Here is a 19,101-nt window from a genome sequence, read left to right on the forward strand (position 1 = left end):
ATCAATAATTCTATATTAATAAACGAATACCAGTATAACATTGATTTAACAGAAGATAAGAGATGAAAGAATTATTAGAAAGATTAAATTCTTTAAATATTAAAGTAGCCCTTGAAGAAGGAGAATTATACTTAGATTCAGATGAATTAATATCAGACAGTTTAATACAAGAAATAAAGGATAATAAAAAAGAAATAATAGAATTTATAGAACGGTTCTCTTCCTCCGCTATTTCTTATGGTCATATTCCTTTAGCCCCCGATTTGGAGTATTATCCTTTATCTTCATCTCAGCGCCGTTTATGGATTCTGAGTCGTTTTGAAGGAGCAGATGGAGCTTACAATATCCCTGAAGTCTTCAGGATTTCGGGCGATTTTGATATAGCTTCCTTAGAAAAGTCTTACTTTTCGTTATTATCAAGACATGAGATTCTCAGGACTGTTTTCCGGGAATCAGCAGAAGGCGAAGTTTACCAGCATATTCTTTCAGAAACTCCTGATGATAGTTTCCAGCATTTGGTTTTGGATTTTGAAAAAGAAGGAAACAAAGTCTCTGAAATTATCTCATCAGAATCCAATCGTATTTTTGATTTGTCAGAAGGTCCTCTGATCCGTTTTAGGGTTCTTGAAGATCAATCAGGCGGCGGTTATATATTCTGTTTGGTGATGCACCATATCATCAGCGACGGTTGGTCCATGGATATCTTAAAAAAGGAGTTATTCACTTTATATGATAGTTTTAAAGAAGGACATCCAGTAGTATTGTCTCCTTTAGCTTTACAATATAAGGACTATGCATATTGGGAGCAGTCAGAGCTTGCAAATAGAGTTTCGTTGTCTAAATCTTATTGGCAGGAACAGTTTTCAGGAGATTTGCCTGTTCTTAATTTACCTTCTAAGGGATTGCGGCCAGTTGTAAAAACCTATAACGGTGCTTATCTTTCAGGTTCCGTTTCTGAAGATATTCTTTCAGGTTTAAAAAAACTCTCTTCAACGACCGGGAGTACTCTTTTCATGACTATTTTATCCGCTGTTAAGGTTTTATTATACCGTTACAGTGGTCAGAAAGATTTAATTGTTGGTACTCCTGTAGCGGGTCGTGACCATGCTGATCTTCATGATCAGATTGGTTTTTATGTCAATACCTTAGCCCTTCGCAGCCATATTGAAGGTGATCAACGTTTTATAGATTTCCTATCCGAAGTGCGTGAGATGACGCTTTCTGGCTATGCTCATCAATCGTATCCTTTTGACCGTTTGGTTGATGATCTGGATATTGTACGTGATATGAGCCGTAATCCGGTTTTTGATGTTATGCTTAATTTCCATGATCAGGAAAGCGGAAATACAGATCGTTCTGTTGATCTTTCTGAAGGAATGTCTGGTAGTTCTTATGAGGGAGTTTCTTACGCAGTCAGTAAATTTGATTTAGACTTTAGTTTTTCCGATAATGGTTCAGGTCTTACCATAGGCTTGTGTTACAACACTGACATTTATGAGCGTAGTTTTGCCGATCGTCTGATAAAGAGCTTAGAGCTTTTATTGGTTTCTATCAGTGATTCTCCTGATCTGGGTGTTGATCAGCTTGATATTCTGGAGAAGGAGGAGCGTTATGCTGTTACCGAAGGTTTTAACCGGACCAAGGCTGATTATCCTAGAGATAAAACAGTTATCGATCTTTTTGAATCCCAGGTGCTGTTGAATCCTGACCATACGGCCTTGATATACGATGACCATACCCTTAGTTACCGGGATTTGGATGAACGATCGAATCAGTTTGCCAACTATCTTCGCAGCCAGTATGGTATTGGCAGAGAATCTCTTGTTGGAGTTCAGCTTGAAAAATCTGAGGATTTTATTATTACAATTTTAGGGATTTTAAAAGCGGGAGGAGCCTATGTACCTATCGATCCTTCGTATCCTTCCGATCGTACCAGTTATATGATAGAGGACAGTGGTTGTAAGGTTGTTATTGATGGTGAAGTCGTTTTAAGATTTAAGGATATTGAGTGCGATTATTCCGTCTTATCTCCTGAGCACAGTAGGTCTCCTGAAGATCTGGCCTATGTTATTTACACTTCCGGATCTACGGGCCGTCCAAAGGGCGTTATGGTAGAACATGGAGGCTTGGTCAATATGGTTCTGAGCCAGATCCGTGAATTTGGAGTTGTAAGCAGCGATGTTGTTTTCTTTTTTGCGTCCATTGCTTTTGACGCTTCTTTTTCAGAGATGATGATGTCTCTGTTAAGTGGATCTAGTCTTTTTATTCCGGATGATACAGCTATCAAGGACAAGGAAAAATTTGTTCAGTTATTAGGATCTTCCAAAGCAAGTGTGATTACGCTTCCTCCTGCCTATTCGGAAAGCCTTTCGTCTGAAGACTTATCAGGTTTAAGAGTTCTTATTTCAGCGGGGGAGTCCGCTCATATAGAAAAAGGGCTTTCTTTGTCCGGTCACTTATCTTATTTTAATGCTTATGGGCCAACCGAGTGCTCTGTATGTGCGAGTATCTATCGTCTTTCAGTTGATGATGGCTGGAGAAAGTCTATTCCCATTGGTCGTCCTATTTCTAATACTCAGATGTATATTCTCTCCGAGAATGATAGTCTTTGTCCAATAGGAGTAGTAGGAGAGATCTGCATTTCGGGAGTAGGCGTAGCGCGAGGTTATTTGAACAATGAAGTATTAACTTCTGAGAAGTTTGTATCGAACCCTTATCTTTCAGGTTCCAGGATGTATAAGACCGGCGATTTAGGTCGCTGGCTGGTAGATGGGAGTATAGAGTATATAGGAAGAAAAGACAGTCAGGTTAAGATCCGGGGTTACCGAATTGAGCTTGGTGAGATCGAGCATGCGCTTCAGGGTCATGCTGATGTGACAGGGAGTGTAGTTTTGGTTGTAGAGAATGGGGAAGGTCATAATGATTTGGCTGCTTATTTTACGGGTTCCAGTGCAGTAACGAGTTCCGTTCTTCGGGATCACTTACGTGGGCTTCTTCCGGAGTATATGCTTCCGGGTCATTATATCCATTTGGATTCTTTTCCTTTGACGAGTAATGGAAAGCTAGACCGGGGAAGTTTACCGGATGCCTTTGGATCTTCATTGGGTTCCGGTGTTGAATATGTTTCAGCGCGTACTGCTCTTGAAGAAGTATTGGTCTGTGTATATGAAGATGTTCTTAAAAAATCTCCTGTAGGAATCAGGGATGATTTTTTTCTTTTGGGAGGCGATTCCATTAAATGTATTCAGATTGTATCTCGTCTTCGTCAGAAAGGTTATAGCTGCGAGGTTAAGGATATTTTGTTGTATCCTGTGATTGCTGATTTAGTTTTACACGTGAAGGCCCTTAGCCGCTTTACAGATCAGGGACTTGTTTTTGGGGATGTTTCTCTTACCCCTATTCAGAAGGATTTTCTGGAAGGGTTTTATTCAGATAAAGACCACTTTCATCAGTCCGTATTATTAAAAAGCCGTGATTGTGTTGACCGTTCCCTATTAGAACAAACCCTTTATTCGCTGTTTGTACATCATGATGCCCTTCGTATGGTATACCGCAAGGATACCGTGTGGCATCAGTTTAACCGTGATGTTTCCGATATCATGCTGGATATTGAGGAGTTTGAAGTGCATGATGATGCTTCCTTTTCCCAGGCATGTATTGCAGTCCAGTCCGGTATCCGTATAGAAGATGGTCTGCTTTTTAAGGCAGGCCTGCTCAGGTCTTCTGCTGGTGATTACATTTTTCTTGCGGTTCACCATCTTGTAGTAGATGGAGTTTCGTGGCGTATTCTATTTGAAGACTTAGTGACATTATATAGTGGTTATCAAAAAGGGTTAAAAGTAGTTGAACTTCCCTTAAAGACCGATTCCTTTAAACACTGGTCAGAGAAGGTATATGAATATTCGAATAGCCGTGAGCTTGAACAAGAGGTTATTTATTGGGATTCTGTTTTGGGCAGGAAGGTTGATGCTGTCCCTGTAGACCATCCTTCGGGGAGTAAAAAGAACGCTGATACAAGACTGGTAAGTTTTAGTTTAGATAAAGAAAATACAAATCGTTTACAAACGGAGTGTTTCCGTGCGTATAAGACGAATATCAATGATATATTAATAGCATGTCTGAGTTACAGTGTAAGCCGTTATTTTGGATTAAATTGCCTGTCGTTGAAGATGGAGGGTCATGGTCGGGAGCCTATAAGCTCTGGTTTAGATATCAGCCGTACGGTTGGTTGGTTTACCTCTGTATATCCTGTTGTACTACCATTTTCCAACGGGCGTAGTTTATTGGATCATGTTATAGAAGTCAAGGAAATCCTTCACCGTGTACCTAATAAAGGGATCGGTTATGGAATATTAAAACATATAAAAGGAGTAGATTATCCTGTAATCGGAGATGTTTTGTTTAATTACCTGGGTGATTTTGGTTCTGGGCTGGCATCAGAGGGAGGAGATAGTATGTTTGAATTTTCTCGGCGCTCATGGGGAAAAGACCAGAGTCTGGATGAAGAACGCGATAGTGTTCTGGATATCTCCGGAATGATCATCAATGATGAATTACAGTTGGGAGTCTCTTACAGTTCAGGTCAGTACGATGCCGGTACCATAGAATCGTTATGTTCTTTATATCAATCTACCCTTATCAGTTTGATTGATATTTTGTCGGGAGAATCTGTTCAGTACCTGACGCCTGTGGATCTTACCTATAAAGATTTAAGTATTTCTGCAGTTAAGGAGTTGAATACAGGAGTTGATTTAGAGGATGTGTATGGCTTAGCACCCCTTCAGCAGGGCTTATTTTACCATTGGTTATCTTCTCCCGGCGATTCAGTTTACTTTATTCAGATGAGTTATCGTCTTTCCGGTGGCCTGGATATCGAATTATTGAAAGAGAGTTATAGGGAGCTTATCCGCCGTTACTCTGTTTTGCGTACCGTTTTCAGTGATGATTTGAGTGATATTCCTCTTCAGGTGGTGAAGAAAGATGGATTTGCTGATTTTCATTATGCAGAAATTGGTTCAGGGCCTGAGGCGGATTTTTTCTTATCAGATTACAAGCGGAATGATATTGCCAAAGGTTTTGACTTATGCCATCAGAATCCGATGCGTTTATCTATTTTAAAGTGTGGTGAGGATGTGTATGAGTTTATCTGGAGTATGCACCATATCCTTATGGATGGATGGTGTTTAGGGATCTTAATAGGTGACCTTCTTCATATCTATAATGCATTGAAGAGTGGGTCTTCACCTTCATTAAAACCGGTGAATACGTATGGTACTTACCTTTCGTGGCTTGAGAGTGTTGATCATGAAGCGAGTCGTTCTTACTGGCAGGGTCAATTATCTGGTTACAGTGGTATTTTTGGAATTCCCAAGGATTGCAGCTTCGTTGCATCAGGATCTGTTATAGAAGAGTTGGATTTTTCTTTGGATAGAGCAACGAGTATTCTTCTCAAATCGGTTTGTACAGATCTGGGGATTACGGAGAACACTTTTTTCCAGTGTGTTTGGGGCGTGTTACTTGGTATCTATAACGGAGGTTTAGAAACTGATGTTGTGTTTGGTTCGGTAGTTTCCGGTCGTCCTGGCGATCTTGATGGTATTGAGGATATGGTAGGATTGTTTATCAATACGATTCCTGTCCGTGTTCGGGCAGGTGCAGATTCTGTATTTTCTGAGACTGCGAAGGCTTTACATTTTGATAGTGTTTCCTCAACAGGTTATCATTACAGCCAGCTGGCAGATATTCAGGGTGAGAGTGAGCTTGGTAAGGCTTTGTTTGACCATATTCTGATCTATGAGAACTATCCGGTTCAGGAGATGGTAGGTCAGGGAATGAGTAAAGCCCCTGAGTTAAAGATCCTAGGATATGAACAGAAAGACTATAATAATTATAATCTGACTGTTTCTATTGCTCCTGGTGCTGAGTTCTCTTTTAGATTTAGTTATAACGCACGGGTATACAGTAGTTTTATCATGGAGCAGCTTAAAGGACATTTGTTAAAGTTGATCAATGTTTTAGCATCACAGCCTGACCTTCCGCTAAGTTCACTGGATATTATAACAAAGGAGGAGTATTATTTATTGACCGAAGGTTTTAACCGGACCAAGGCTGATTATCCTAGAGATAAAACAGTTATCGATCTTTTTGAATCCCAGGTGCTATCAACGCCTGATCATATTGCTTTAGTTTTTGAAGATTGTGAACTTAGTTACCGGGATTTGGATGAACGATCGAATCAGTTTGCCAACTATCTTCGCAGCCAGTATAGTATTGGCAGAGAATCTCTTGTAGGAGTTCAGCTTGAAAAATCTGAGGATTTTATTATTACAATTTTAGGGATTCTAAAAGCGGGAGGAGCCTATGTACCTATTGATCCTTCCTATCCTTCAGACCGTACCAGTTATATGATAGAAGACAGCGGTTGTAAGGTTGTTATTGATGCGGATGAATTATCATTATTTAATATGAGCTATTCATTATATTCCCGGAATGTACCTATTAGTGATATAAAAATCAATGACTTGGCGTATGTCATTTATACTTCCGGATCTACTGGACTACCCAAAGGGGTAATGGTTGAGCATAGAAGTGTTGTCAATTTAATGCATTGGCATATAGAAGCATTTAATATTACAGAACATAGCCGTTCCGCTTTATATTCAAGCTTCAGCTTTGATGCTTCTGTATGGGAACTGTTTCCTTATCTAATCAAAGGTGGAACAATACATTTATTGAAAGATAGCCTAAGGACAGATCTTTCAGCATTAAACCAATATATTGAAGAAAAAGGAATTAATATAACATTTTTTCCAACAGCAATCTGCGAACAATTCTATAATTTTAATAATAAGTCATTATTAAAAGTTTTAACAGGTGGAGATAAGCTGAAACATTATAGTGAAAAAAGTTTTAAAACTTATAATAATTATGGCCCTACGGAGAATACAGTAGTGACAACTTCATTCGAAATAGATAAGGAATACTCTAATATTCCTATTGGTCGTCCCATTTCCAATACCCAGATTTATATTCTGTCAGAAGCAGGATCCTTGTGTCCGGTAGGAGTTGCAGGAGAGATTTATATTTCCGGTTCCGGTTTGGCGCGCGGTTATCTGAATCGCCCTGATCTTACCTCTGAGAAGTTTGTAGCGAACCCTTATCTTTCTGGGGAGAGGATGTATAAGACAGGAGATTTGGGCCGCTGGTTGCCTGACGGAAATATTGAATATATAGGAAGAAAGGACAGCCAGGTTAAGATCCGGGGTTACCGAATTGAGTTGGGTGAGATCGAGTCTGCGCTTCAAAATCATCCTGAAGTAACAGGGAGCGTCGTTCAGGTTGTGGAAAATGGAGAAGGAGAAAAAGAATTGGCTGCTTACCTTATAGGTTCTTGTGAATTGAGAGGTTCTGATTTGCGGGATTACTTACGAACCAGTCTTCCTGATTATATGCTTCCCGGTCATTATATCCAGTTGGACTCTTTTCCTTTGACGAGTAACGGTAAAATTGATTATAATAATTTGCCCGATGCCTTTGGTTCTTCCTTGGGTTCCGGAAAAGGATATGTTGCAGCACGCAACGAGACGGAGACCAGAATTATTTCTATCTGGGAAGAGATACTAGGGAAACAGGAGATAGGAGTCATGGATAACTTCTTTGAATTGGGAGGGCATAGTCTGAAGGCAACACGGCTATCCTCTATGATTCAAAAAGAATTTGATATCAAGATTTCATTACAGGAGATATTAGCAGCAAAAAATATCGAAGAATTAGCAATAATGATTAATGAATATATAGAGCTATTAAAAGATAATAATAGAAAATCAGAAATTATAATTTAAACTTATGAACATGAATACAGATAAATATTACCTGAGGCCTAATGTTGTGATAGAACCTTTAATAGAAAGATGGTATGCTTGGGCTCACCTGATTTCACCTGTTACAGCAGGTTTAAATGTTACGCACAGGCATATGGAAATAATGAACTCCTATATAGAGTCTCCTGAAGAGCATGAAAGTATGGTGAAAAATCCAAAGATGCTGGGTGGACCTTTTATGGATTATAAAACAAACAGAGTTCAGGATATTAAAGAATTGCTTGGGAAGACAATGATTGACCAGAGAGAGGTTATAAAATTGTCATTAGCCATAAAGAAAATGAATGAAATTTTACAGAAAGATGCGAAAGGACAGTCATTGGAAGATATTTACACTAAAGTTCCCGCCGTACTGAAAGGATATATAGAACTTGTATATGATCTTAACGGAAACCCGTCTTTCAGATTTTTTGAAAACCTTTTATATAAAAGTAATTTTTACAGTACCAATACACAAAGTATAGCACTGTGGACCACAGAGAATGATTCTCGCCCTTTCTGCTTAAGTACACCAAGACTGAATGAAGAAGGAGTATTACACTTAAATTTACCATTTGATCATCCTTTTATTGATGAATTCAGCAAGATGAAAAGAACTCCCAAAAGTTATGAGGAAATAAGAGGTTTAATTGGAGATCTTACAGAAAAAGAGGAAGAATTATTTCAAAGCTTTTTTACACAGAAAGAAGCTTCTCCTTATAAAGAATACAAAGGGGATAAAGTTCGTATGCGTTATTTTGGACATGCTTGCATCTTAATAGAAACAGATACTGTAAGCGTTCTTGTAGATCCTCTTATAAGTTATTATGGATATACTTCAAGTGTAGAACATTTTTCTGATTATGATTTACCCAAAATTATTGATTACGTATTGATTACTCATAATCATCAGGATCATATTTTACTGGAAACACTTCTCCCGCTAAGACACAAAATCAGAAATATCATTGTACCAAGATCAGGAAATGGAAACATACAGGATCCTAATGTAAAATTGATGTTTAATAATATCGGATTTGAAAATGTAATTGAAATAGGTGAACTGGAATCTGTTAACTTCCATGATTGCCAGATAACAGGTATTCCATTTATGGGAGAACATAGCGATCTCGATATTCCGTCAAAAACATGTTACCATATAAAAGTAGATGAATTTACCCTGATGTTTTTAGCTGATTCCCGTGTTTTAGAAAAACGAACATATGAGCATGTAAAAAATTATATAGGAGAGGTAGATGTGATCTTCTTGGGAATGGAATGTGATGGAGCCCCTTTAACTTGGTTATATGGCCCCTTGATGCTTAGTGAAATCAGTCGAGAACATGATCAGTCGAGAAGATTATCAGGCTCAGATTTTAAAAGGGGTATGGATCTGGTAGACGTTTTTAACCCATTGGAGGTATATGTATATGCTATGGGACAGGAGCCATGGTGTGAGTTTATAAGCAGTATAAAATATACAGATGAATCAAATCCTATTGTGCAGTCAAATCTATTAGTAGAAACCTGTAATAATAAAGGTATTATAGCAGAAAGGCTATATGGTGAAAAGGAAATTTTATATAGTAAAAAGTCTGTAAGAAAATGAATGACATCAAATCTCTTTTACTTTCATTAAAAAGAAATACAATAGATATAACATTAGTAGGTGATAACTTAAAAGTATCTTACGATGATGAAGAAAAAATGAGTTTATTCTCGAACAAAATAAGGGAGAATAAAGATCGTATTTTGAAGTTTTTGAAAGAATCTTCCTATCATTCTATTCCTTCTGCACCTTCTTTGGATTTTTACCCTTTATCTTCGTCTCAGCGTCGTTTATGGATTTTGAGTCGTTTTGAGGGTTCTGATGGCGCTTATAATATTCCAGCTGTATTCCGTCTTACGGGGGATTTTGATGTGTCTTCATTAGAGAAGTCCTACTTTGGCTTGTTGTCCAGGCATGAGATCCTTAGAACTGTTTTCCGTGAGTCCTCGACTGGCGAGGCTTTTCAGTTGGTTCTACCAGAGGTATTGACTGAAAGTTTTGAACATTTGGTGTTTGATTTTGCATCAGAAAAGGCTGCCATTGATGCTACATTATCTCAGGAGACGGGTCGTGTTTTTGATTTGTCTTACGGGCCATTGATTCGTCTTACCATTCTTGAAGACCGTTCCGGTGAGGGCTATATTTTCTGTTTGGTGATGCATCATATCATCAGCGATGGGTGGTCTATGGATATCTTAAAACGGGAATTATTCACTTTATATAATCATTTTCAATCGGGTCGTGTTGCAGTATTACCTCCTTTAAGTTTACAATACAAGGATTATGCATTCTGGGAACAATCCGAGCTGGAACGATCTGCGGTTCATTCCAGAGTTTATTGGCAGACTCAGCTTTCAGGAGAGCTTCCGTTGCTTCATTTGCCCTCAAAAGGGACCCGCCCTGTAGTGAAAACCTATAATGGTTGTCATGTTTCAGGGTCAATATCAATAGAGATCCTTTCCTTATTGAAGCAACTCTCATTGGATAACGGAGGTACACTTTTCATGACGGTTTTGTCTGCTGTAAAAGTTTTATTATATCGTTATAGCGGTCAAAAAGACCTTATTATTGGTACTCCGGTTGCTGGTCGTGACCATGCGGACTTACAGGATCAAATAGGTTTCTATGTCAATACCTTGGCGCTTCGCAGCCATATTGAAGGAGAAGAACGCTTTATAGATTTTCTTTCCTCAGTTCGTGAGATGACCCTATCCGGTTATTCCCATCAATCTTATCCTTTTGACCGTTTGGTTGATGACCTTAATGTTGTTCGTGACCTAAGCCGTAACCCTGTTTTTGATGTTATGCTAAGTTTTCAGGATTCTGGAGATGGGGGTACTAATAATTCCGCTGAAACATTGGAAGGAGTACTTCTGGGCTCTTATACAGATTCCAGCTATGCTATAAGTAAATTTGATTTAGATTTTAGCTTTTCAGAAACTTCTTCAGGTCTTTCCATTGGTTTGGGTTATAATACTGATATTTATGAAAAGAGTTTTGCAGAGAAGTTGCTAAAGAGTTTAGAGATTCTATTAAGCTCCATCTGTCATTCTCCTGAGACAAGGATTGATCAACTTGAGATTCTGGGATCAGAAGATCGTTATCTTCTTACCGAAGGTTTCAACCAGACCGCATTGGAGTATCCTCAGGATAAAACCGTTCTTGATCTTTTTGATTCTCAGGTAGTATTGACTCCCGACCATAGAGCATTGGTTTTTGAAGGACATGAGTTGAGCTATCGTGAACTTAATGAGCGCTCGAATCAATTTGCAGACTATCTTCATATGCATTATAGTATTGGCAGAGAAGATTTGGTGGGTGTTCAATTAGAACGATCTGAGGATCTTATTGTTGCGATTTTGGGGATTCTTAAATCAGGAGGTGCTTATGTTCCTATTGATCCTTCTTATCCTTCAGACCGTATTGCGTATATGATAGAAGACAGTGGTTGTAAAGTCAATATTGATTCCGAAGAATATCTTTTGTTCAATCTGGACAAGGCTAATTATTCTATAGCGAGTCCTAAGGCTAATCCTATCCCTACAGATTTAGCCTATGTGATCTATACCTCCGGTTCAACGGGGCATCCAAAAGGAGTTATGGTGGAGCATGAGGGTCTGATGAATTTATTATCCCATGTCACGACAGCTTTTCCTTTGTCTAACCAGTCTTCAGGGCTTTTTCCCTTGTTAGCTTCCAATGCTTTTGACATCTCATTATTCGAGTTGTTTTATCCTCTTTTGCAGGGAACCGGAGTTTTGGTTGTAGGGAACGAAAAGAGCAAGGATGTAGGTTATCTTAAGGATCATCTGGGAGAGATAAGTTCCTTGCATACGGTTCCTGCTTTAATGAGTGAGCTTCTGTCTCAGGTAAGAGCTATGGACTCTCATGCAGAATATTCTCATATCGATTATATATTCATTGGAGGAGACAAGGTTACTACCGGAGTATTGCATGATATCCGCAAAACATTTCCTAATGCAAAAATAATCACCCTTTATGGGCCGACGGAATGTACTATTTTTTTATTGACACGCAGTTATACGGGATCAGGAGAGACCTTTAACGGCTCCTTGTTAGGTCGTCCTGTTTCCAATACTCAGGTTTACATACTCTCTGAGGGAGATTCACTGTGTCCTGTGGGAGTAGTTGGAGAGATTTGTATTTCAGGAGTAGGTGTGGCGCGAGGTTACCTGAACCGTCCAGATCTTACCCTGGAGAAGTTCGTTTCTAATCCTTTTGTTTCAGGTTCCAGAATGTATAAGACAGGTGATTTAGGTCGTTGGCATTCCGATGGGAGTATTGAGTTTTTAGGACGTAAGGATAATCAGGTTAAGATCCGTGGTTACCGAATTGAGTTGGGTGAGATCGAGCATGCACTTCAAAATCATCCTGAAGTAACAGGGAGCGTCGTTCAGGTTGTGGAAAATGGAGAAGGTCAGAAGGAGTTGGCAGCTTATCTTACAGGCTCTGGTGAATTAAGAGGTTCGGACCTGCGTGATTATTTGCGCATGAGTCTTCCGGAGTATATGCTTCCCGGTCATTATATCCAGTTGGACTCTTTTCCCTTGACGAGTAATGGAAAAATTGACCGGGGGAGTTTACCCGATGCCTTTTCCTCATTAGGTACGGGCACAGAATATGTTTCAGCCCGTAATGAAACAGAGTCAAAGCTTGTTGCTATCTGGGAGAATGTTTTAGGAAAGTCTGGAATAGGGATCAAAGATAATTTCTTTGAGCTGGGCGGTCACAGTTTGAAGGCTGCCCGTTTATCAGCTTTGATTCATCAGGAGTTTAATGTGAAAATTTCCTTACAGGACATCTTTACCGAATCTACGATAGAAAAACAAGGGATATTACTTGGAGGCAGTAATTCAGAAGAATATGTTTCTATATCGAAAGCTCCTGATCTGGAGCATTATCCTTTATCTTCATCTCAGCGCCGTTTATGGATTTTGAGTCGTTTTGAAGGAGCAAATAAAGCTTATAACATGTCTGAAGTTTTCAGAGTTTCAGGTGATTTTGATATAGCTTCTCTACAGAAGTCTTACTTTGCCTTATTATCCAGACATGAGATCCTTAGAACCATTTTCTATGAATCAGCTGAGGGTGAAGCCTATCAGTATGTTCTGCCAGAGATTCAGGTAGATAGTTTCCAACATCTTATTGTTGATTTCGAATCGGAGGAGATTCTTCAATCCATTATTTCTCAAGAAATAAATCATATTTTTAACTTATCTGAAGGTCCTCTTATTCGTCTTACCATTCTTGAAAATAGTTCGGGTTCTGAATATATTTTCTGTATGGTAATGCATCACATTATTAGTGATGGCTGGTCTATGGGAGTGTTAAGACAGGAACTTTTTTCTTTCTATAACAGCTTCAGGGAAAAGCAAAATATCGAAGTCCCATCTCTTCGTTTACAATATAAAGATTATGCCTTCTGGGAGCAGTCAGAGCTTAAAGCTCGAGGGGCATTGTCCAGATCTTATTGGCAGGAACAATTGTCAGGAGAATTACCTGTACTTGATTTACCCTCTAAAGGATCTCGTCCTGCTATAAAAACCTATAATGGAGAGTATGTTTACGGTAATGTTTCTAAGGAAGTTCTTTCTGGTTTAAAAGAAATATCTCTTAACGCTGGAAGTACATTTTTTATGATGGTTCTATCCGCCGTCAAGGTTTTATTATACCGTTATAGTGGTCAGAAAGATTTTATTATAGGAACCCCTGTTGCAGGCCGTGATCATGCCGAGCTTCACAATCAAATTGGTTTTTATGTCAATACCTTAGCCCTTCGCAGCCGTATTGATGGAGATCAGCGCTTTATCGATTTTCTTTTAAAGGTCCGTGAGATGACACTTTCTGGCTATGCTCATCAATCGTATCCTTTTGACCGTTTGATTGATGATCTTGATTTGGTACGTGATATGAGTCGGAACCCGGTTTTTGATGTTATGGTAAATCTTCAGGATCCCGAAGAAGGAAATATATCAGATGACTTTTCTGAAAAGATCTTGGTGGACTCTTATAACGGAACATCTTATAGTGTAAGTAAATTTGATTTAGATTTTAACTTTATAGAGGCAAATTCTGGATTATCAATAGCATTATGTTACAACACTGACATTTATGAGCGTAGTTTTGCCGATCGTCTGATAAAGAGCTTAGAGCTTTTATTGGTCTCTATCAGTGATTCTCCTGAGCTGTGTGTTGATCAGCTTGATATTCTGGAGAAGGAGGAGCGTTATGCTGTTACCGAAGGTTTTAACCGGACCAAGGCTGATTATCCTAGAGATAAGACGGTTATTGATCTTTTTGAATCCCAGGTGCTGTTGAATCCTGACCATACGGTCTTGATATACGATGACCATACCCTTAGTTACCGGGATTTGGATGAACGATCGAATCAGTTTGCCAACTATCTTCGCAGCCAGTATGGTATTAGCAGAGAAAACCTTGTTGGAGTTCAGCTTGAAAAATCTGAGGATTTTATTATTACAATTTTAGGGATTCTAAAAGCGGGAGGAGCCTATGTACCTATCGATCCTTCGTATCCTTCCGATCGTACCAGTTATATGATAGAGGACAGTGGTTGTAAAGTCGTAGTAGACATTGAAGAACTTCTATTGTTCAAAATGGAAATGGATGATTATTCTGTCTTATCTCCTGAGCAGAGTAGGTCTCCTGAAGATCTGGCCTATGTTATTTACACTTCCGGATCTACGGGCCATCCCAAAGGAGTAATGATTGAGAACAGAAGCTTAATGAATTATCTTTTCTGGGGGATGAATTATTATCCTCAGGGTGATTTCAGTGTTTTTACATCAGCATCATTTGATTTAACGTATACAGGAATATTTCTTCCTCTTATTACCGGACACACACTTACTATTCTGGAAAACAATTTTTTAGGAATAGAAGATGATCAGAGTTGTAATTTTGACAGTATAAAAATCACGCCATCCCATTTTGAAGCCTTGGGAGAAAAGCTGCGATCCAATACCGTAATTTTAGGAGGTGAGAAACTTACTTGTGATCAGGTTAATCATTTTTTTGTCAATAATACAAACGCTCATATTTATAATGAGTATGGCCCTACAGAAGCTACAATAGGCTGTACGATCTATCACTTAGATTCATTCCATCAGTGCAATTCTAATATTCCTATTGGGCGTCCCATTTCCAATACCCAGATTTATATTCTGTCGGAATCAGGATCCTTGTGTCCGGTAGGAGTTGCAGGAGAGATTTATATTTCCGGTTCCGGTTTGGCCCGCGGTTATCTGAATCGCCCTGATCTTACCTCTGAGAAGTTTGTAGCGAACCCTTATCTTTCTGGGGAGAGGATGTATAAGACAGGAGATTTGGGCCGCTGGTTGCCTGACGGAAATATTGAATATATAGGAAGAAAGGACAGCCAGGTTAAGATCCGGGGTTACCGAATTGAGTTGGGTGAGATCGAGTCTGCGCTTCAAAATCATCCTGAAGTAACAGGGAGCGTCGTTCAGGTTGTGGAAAATGGAGAAGGAGAAAAAGAATTGGCTGCTTACCTTATAGGTTCTTGTGAATTGAGAGGTTCTGATTTGCGGGATTACTTACGAACCAGTCTTCCTGATTATATGCTTCCCGGTCATTACATTCAGTTGGACTCTTTTCCATTAACGACTAACGGTAAAATTGATTATAATAATTTGCCCGATGCCTTTGGTTCTTCCCTGGGTTCCGGCGTTGAATATGTTTCAGCACGTAATGAAACAGAGTCAAAGCTTGTTGCTATCTGGGAGAATGTTTTAGGAAAGTCTGGAATAGGGATCAAAGATAATTTCTTTGAGCTGGGCGGTCACAGTTTGAAGGCTGCCCGTTTATCAGCTTTGATTCATCAGGAGTTTAATGTAAAAATTTCGTTACAGGATATCTTTACCGAATCTACGATAGAAAAACAAGGTATATTGCTTGGCGGTAGTGATTCAGAAGAATATGTTTCTATATCGAAAGCTCCTGATCTGGAGTATTATCCTTTATCTTCGTCTCAGCGCCGTTTATGGATTCTGAGTCGTTTTGAAGGAGCAGATGGAGCTTACAATATCCCTGAAGTCTTCAGGGTTTCGGGCGATTTTGATATAGCTTCCTTAGAAAAGTCTTACTTTTCGTTATTATCAAGACATGAGATTCTCAGGACCGTTTTCCGGGAATCAGCGGAAGGCGAAGTTTACCAGCATATTCTTTCAGAGGCTTCGTCAGATAGTTTTAAACATATAATATTGAATTTTGAGTCAGATGCTTCGCTTCTTGATTCAATTGTTTCTAAAGAGGTTAAATATACTTTTGATTTGTCAGAAGGTCCTCTGATCCGTTTTAGGGTTCTTGAAGATCAATCAGGCGGCGGTTATATATTCTGTTTGGTGATGCACCATATCATCAGCGACGGTTGGTCCATGGATATCTTAAAAAAGGAGTTATTCACTTTATATGATAGTTTTAAAGAAGGACATCCAGTAGTATTGTCTCCTTTAGCTTTACAATATAAGGACTATGCATATTGGGAGCAGTCAGAGCTTGCAAGAACATGGTCAAGTTCTAAATCCTACTGGCAGGAGCAATTATCAGGAGATTTGCCTGTTCTTAATTTACCTTCTAAAGGAACCAGACCTTCTGTAAAGACTTACCGTGGAGAAAATGTTTATGGTTTTATATCCGAAGCAGCCTTTTCGGAGTTGAAAAAACTCTCTTCAACGACCGGGAGTACTCTTTTCATGACTATTTTATCCGCTGTTAAGGTTTTATTATACCGTTACAGTGGTCAGAAAGATTTAATTGTTGGTACTCCTGTTGCAGGCCGTAACCATGCTGATCTTCATGATCAGATTGGTTTTTATGTCAATACCTTAGCCCTTCGCAGCCGTATTGATGGAGATCGGCGCTTTATCGATTTTCTATCCGAAGTCCGTGAGATGACGCTTTCTGGCTATTCTCATCAATCGTATCCTTTTGACCGTTTGGTTGATGATCTGGGTATTGTACGTGATATGAGCCGTAATCCGGTTTTTGATGTTATGCTTAATTTCCATGATCAGGAAAGCGGAAATACAGATCGTTCTGTTGATCTTTCTGAAGGAATGTCTGGTAGTTCTTATGAGGGAGTTTCTTACGCAGTCAGTAAATTTGATTTAGACTTTAGTTTTTCCGATAATGGTTCAGGTCTTACCATAGGCTTGTGTTACAACACTGACATTTATGAGCGTAGTTTTGCCGATCGTCTGATAAAGAGCTTAGAGCTTTTATTGGTTTCTATCAGTGATTCTCCTGAACTGGGTGTTGATCAGCTTGATATTCTGGAGAAGGAGGAGCGTTATGCTGTTACCGAAGGTTTTAACCGGACCAAGGCTGATTATCCTAGAGATAAAACAGTTATCGATCTTTTTGAATCCCAGGTGCTGTTGAATCCTGACCATACGGCCTTGATATACGATGACCATACCCTTAGTTACCGGGATTTGGATGAACGATCGAATCAGTTTGCCAACTATCTTCGCAGCCAGTATGGTATTGGCAGAGAAAACCTTGTTGGAGTTCAGCTTGAAAGGTCCGAAGATCTATTAATTACGATTTTTGGGATTCTAAAATCAGGAGGTGCTTATGTTCCTATTGATCCTTCGTATCCTTCCGATCGTACCAGTTATATGATAGAAGACAGCGGTTGTAAGGTCGTTGTAGATTCAGAAGAACTGCTGTTATTCCATATGGAAAGGTCGTCGTACTCTGTTACTTCACCTGATTGTCATCCCCATCCTTCGGATTTGGCTTATGTTATTTACACATCCGGATCTACGGGCCGTCCAAAGGGCGTTATGGTAGAACATGGTGGTCTTGTTAACCGGTTGGATTGGATGCAGGGAGCCTATAGTTTATCCAGCTCCGATACCCTTATTCAAAAGACGAGTTATTCTTTTGATGTGTCGGTTTGGGAGCTTTTATGGTGGAGTTTATACGGTTCCAGACTATCAGTTCTTCCTCATGGAGAAGAGAAGTCCGCTGAGTCACTGGTTTCGAACATTGCTTCAAATGAAGTTAGCGTGATACACTTTGTTCCCTCAATGCTGGAGACGTTTTTATATTATTTAGATGCTCATGTGGAAGCATTAGAAAAGCTTAAAAGTCTGAAACAGGTTTTTGTGAGTGGTGAAGCCTTAACACTTCATCAGAACAGTGAGTTTTTCAGATTGTTGCCAGATGTTGGCTTGATGAATTTATACGGACCAACAGAAGCCACAATAGATGTTACGTATTTTGAATGTCATGCCGGTTTTGAGAACAGTATTCCCATTGGTCGTCCTATTTCTAATACTCAGATGTATATTCTCTCCGAGAATGATAGTCTTTGTCCAATAGGAGTAGTAGGAGAGATCTGTATTTCGGGAGTAGGCGTAGCGCGAGGTTATTTGAACAATGAAGTATTAACTTCTGAGAAGTTTGTATCGAACCCTTATCTTTCAGGTTCCAGGATGTATAAGACCGGCGATTTAGGTCGCTGGCTGGTAGATGGGAGTATAGAGTATATAGGAAGAAAAGACAGTCAGGTTAAGATCCGGGGTTACCGAATTGAGCTTGGTGAGATCGAGCATGCGCTTCAGGGTCATGCTGATGTGACAGGGAGTGTAGTTTTGGTTGTAGAGAATGGGGAAGGTCATAATGATTTGGCTGCTTATTTTACGGGTTCCAGTGCAGTAACGAGTTCCGTTCTTCGGGATCACTTACGTGGGCTTCTTCCGGAGTATATGCTTCCGGGTCATTATATCCATTTGGATTCTTTTCCTTTGACGAGTAATGGAAAGCTAGACCGGGGAAGTTTACCGGATGCCTTTGGATCTTCATTGGGTTCCGGTGTTGAATATGTTTCAGCCCGTAATGAAACGGAGGCTAAGCTTGTTGCTATCTGGGAAGAAGTTCTGGGAGTACCAAGTATTGGGGTAATGGATAATTTCTTTGAGCTGGGCGGTCACAGTTTAAAGGCCGCCCGTCTGTCAACATTAATTCACCAGAAACTCGATGTAAAGATCTCATTACAGGATATATTTACAGAACCTACAATAGAAAAACAAAGCGTGTTGATTGAAGCACATTCAATTAAAAATAATATAGTGGAGAATGACTCTGATGACAGAGAGGTATTTATTTTTTAAAAATAAAAGT

General features: G+C 39.3%; 3 protein-coding genes. All 3 read left to right on the forward strand.

Annotation, left to right across the window (positions count from 1 at the left end; translation table 11 throughout):
• The first annotated feature begins 62 nt into the window (after nucleotides 1-62).
• From SD427_RS09235 to SD427_RS09245, 3 genes are read left to right on the forward strand one after another with little or no spacing between them, the layout of a single operon-like run.
• Entirely contained in the window at nucleotides 63-7,841 is a 7,779-nt protein-coding gene (locus SD427_RS09235) for a non-ribosomal peptide synthetase (RefSeq protein ID WP_320560984.1), read from the forward strand.
• Between the two features lie 10 nt (nucleotides 7,842-7,851).
• A complete protein-coding gene (locus SD427_RS09240) occupies nucleotides 7,852-9,468 on the forward strand; it encodes an MBL fold metallo-hydrolase (RefSeq protein ID WP_320560985.1) in 1,617 nt (538 codons plus the stop codon).
• On the forward strand, nucleotides 9,465-19,091 hold the full coding sequence (locus SD427_RS09245; RefSeq protein WP_320560986.1) for a non-ribosomal peptide synthetase: 9,627 nt from the start codon (nucleotides 9,465-9,467) through the stop codon (nucleotides 19,089-19,091). Before SD427_RS09240 ends, SD427_RS09245 begins: the two co-directional genes overlap by 4 nt.
• Nucleotides 19,092-19,101: the final 10 nt, after the last annotated feature.

This window comes from Chryseobacterium sp. JJR-5R (assembly GCF_034047335.1).
In the GTDB taxonomy this organism is placed as follows: domain Bacteria; phylum Bacteroidota; class Bacteroidia; order Flavobacteriales; family Weeksellaceae; genus Chryseobacterium.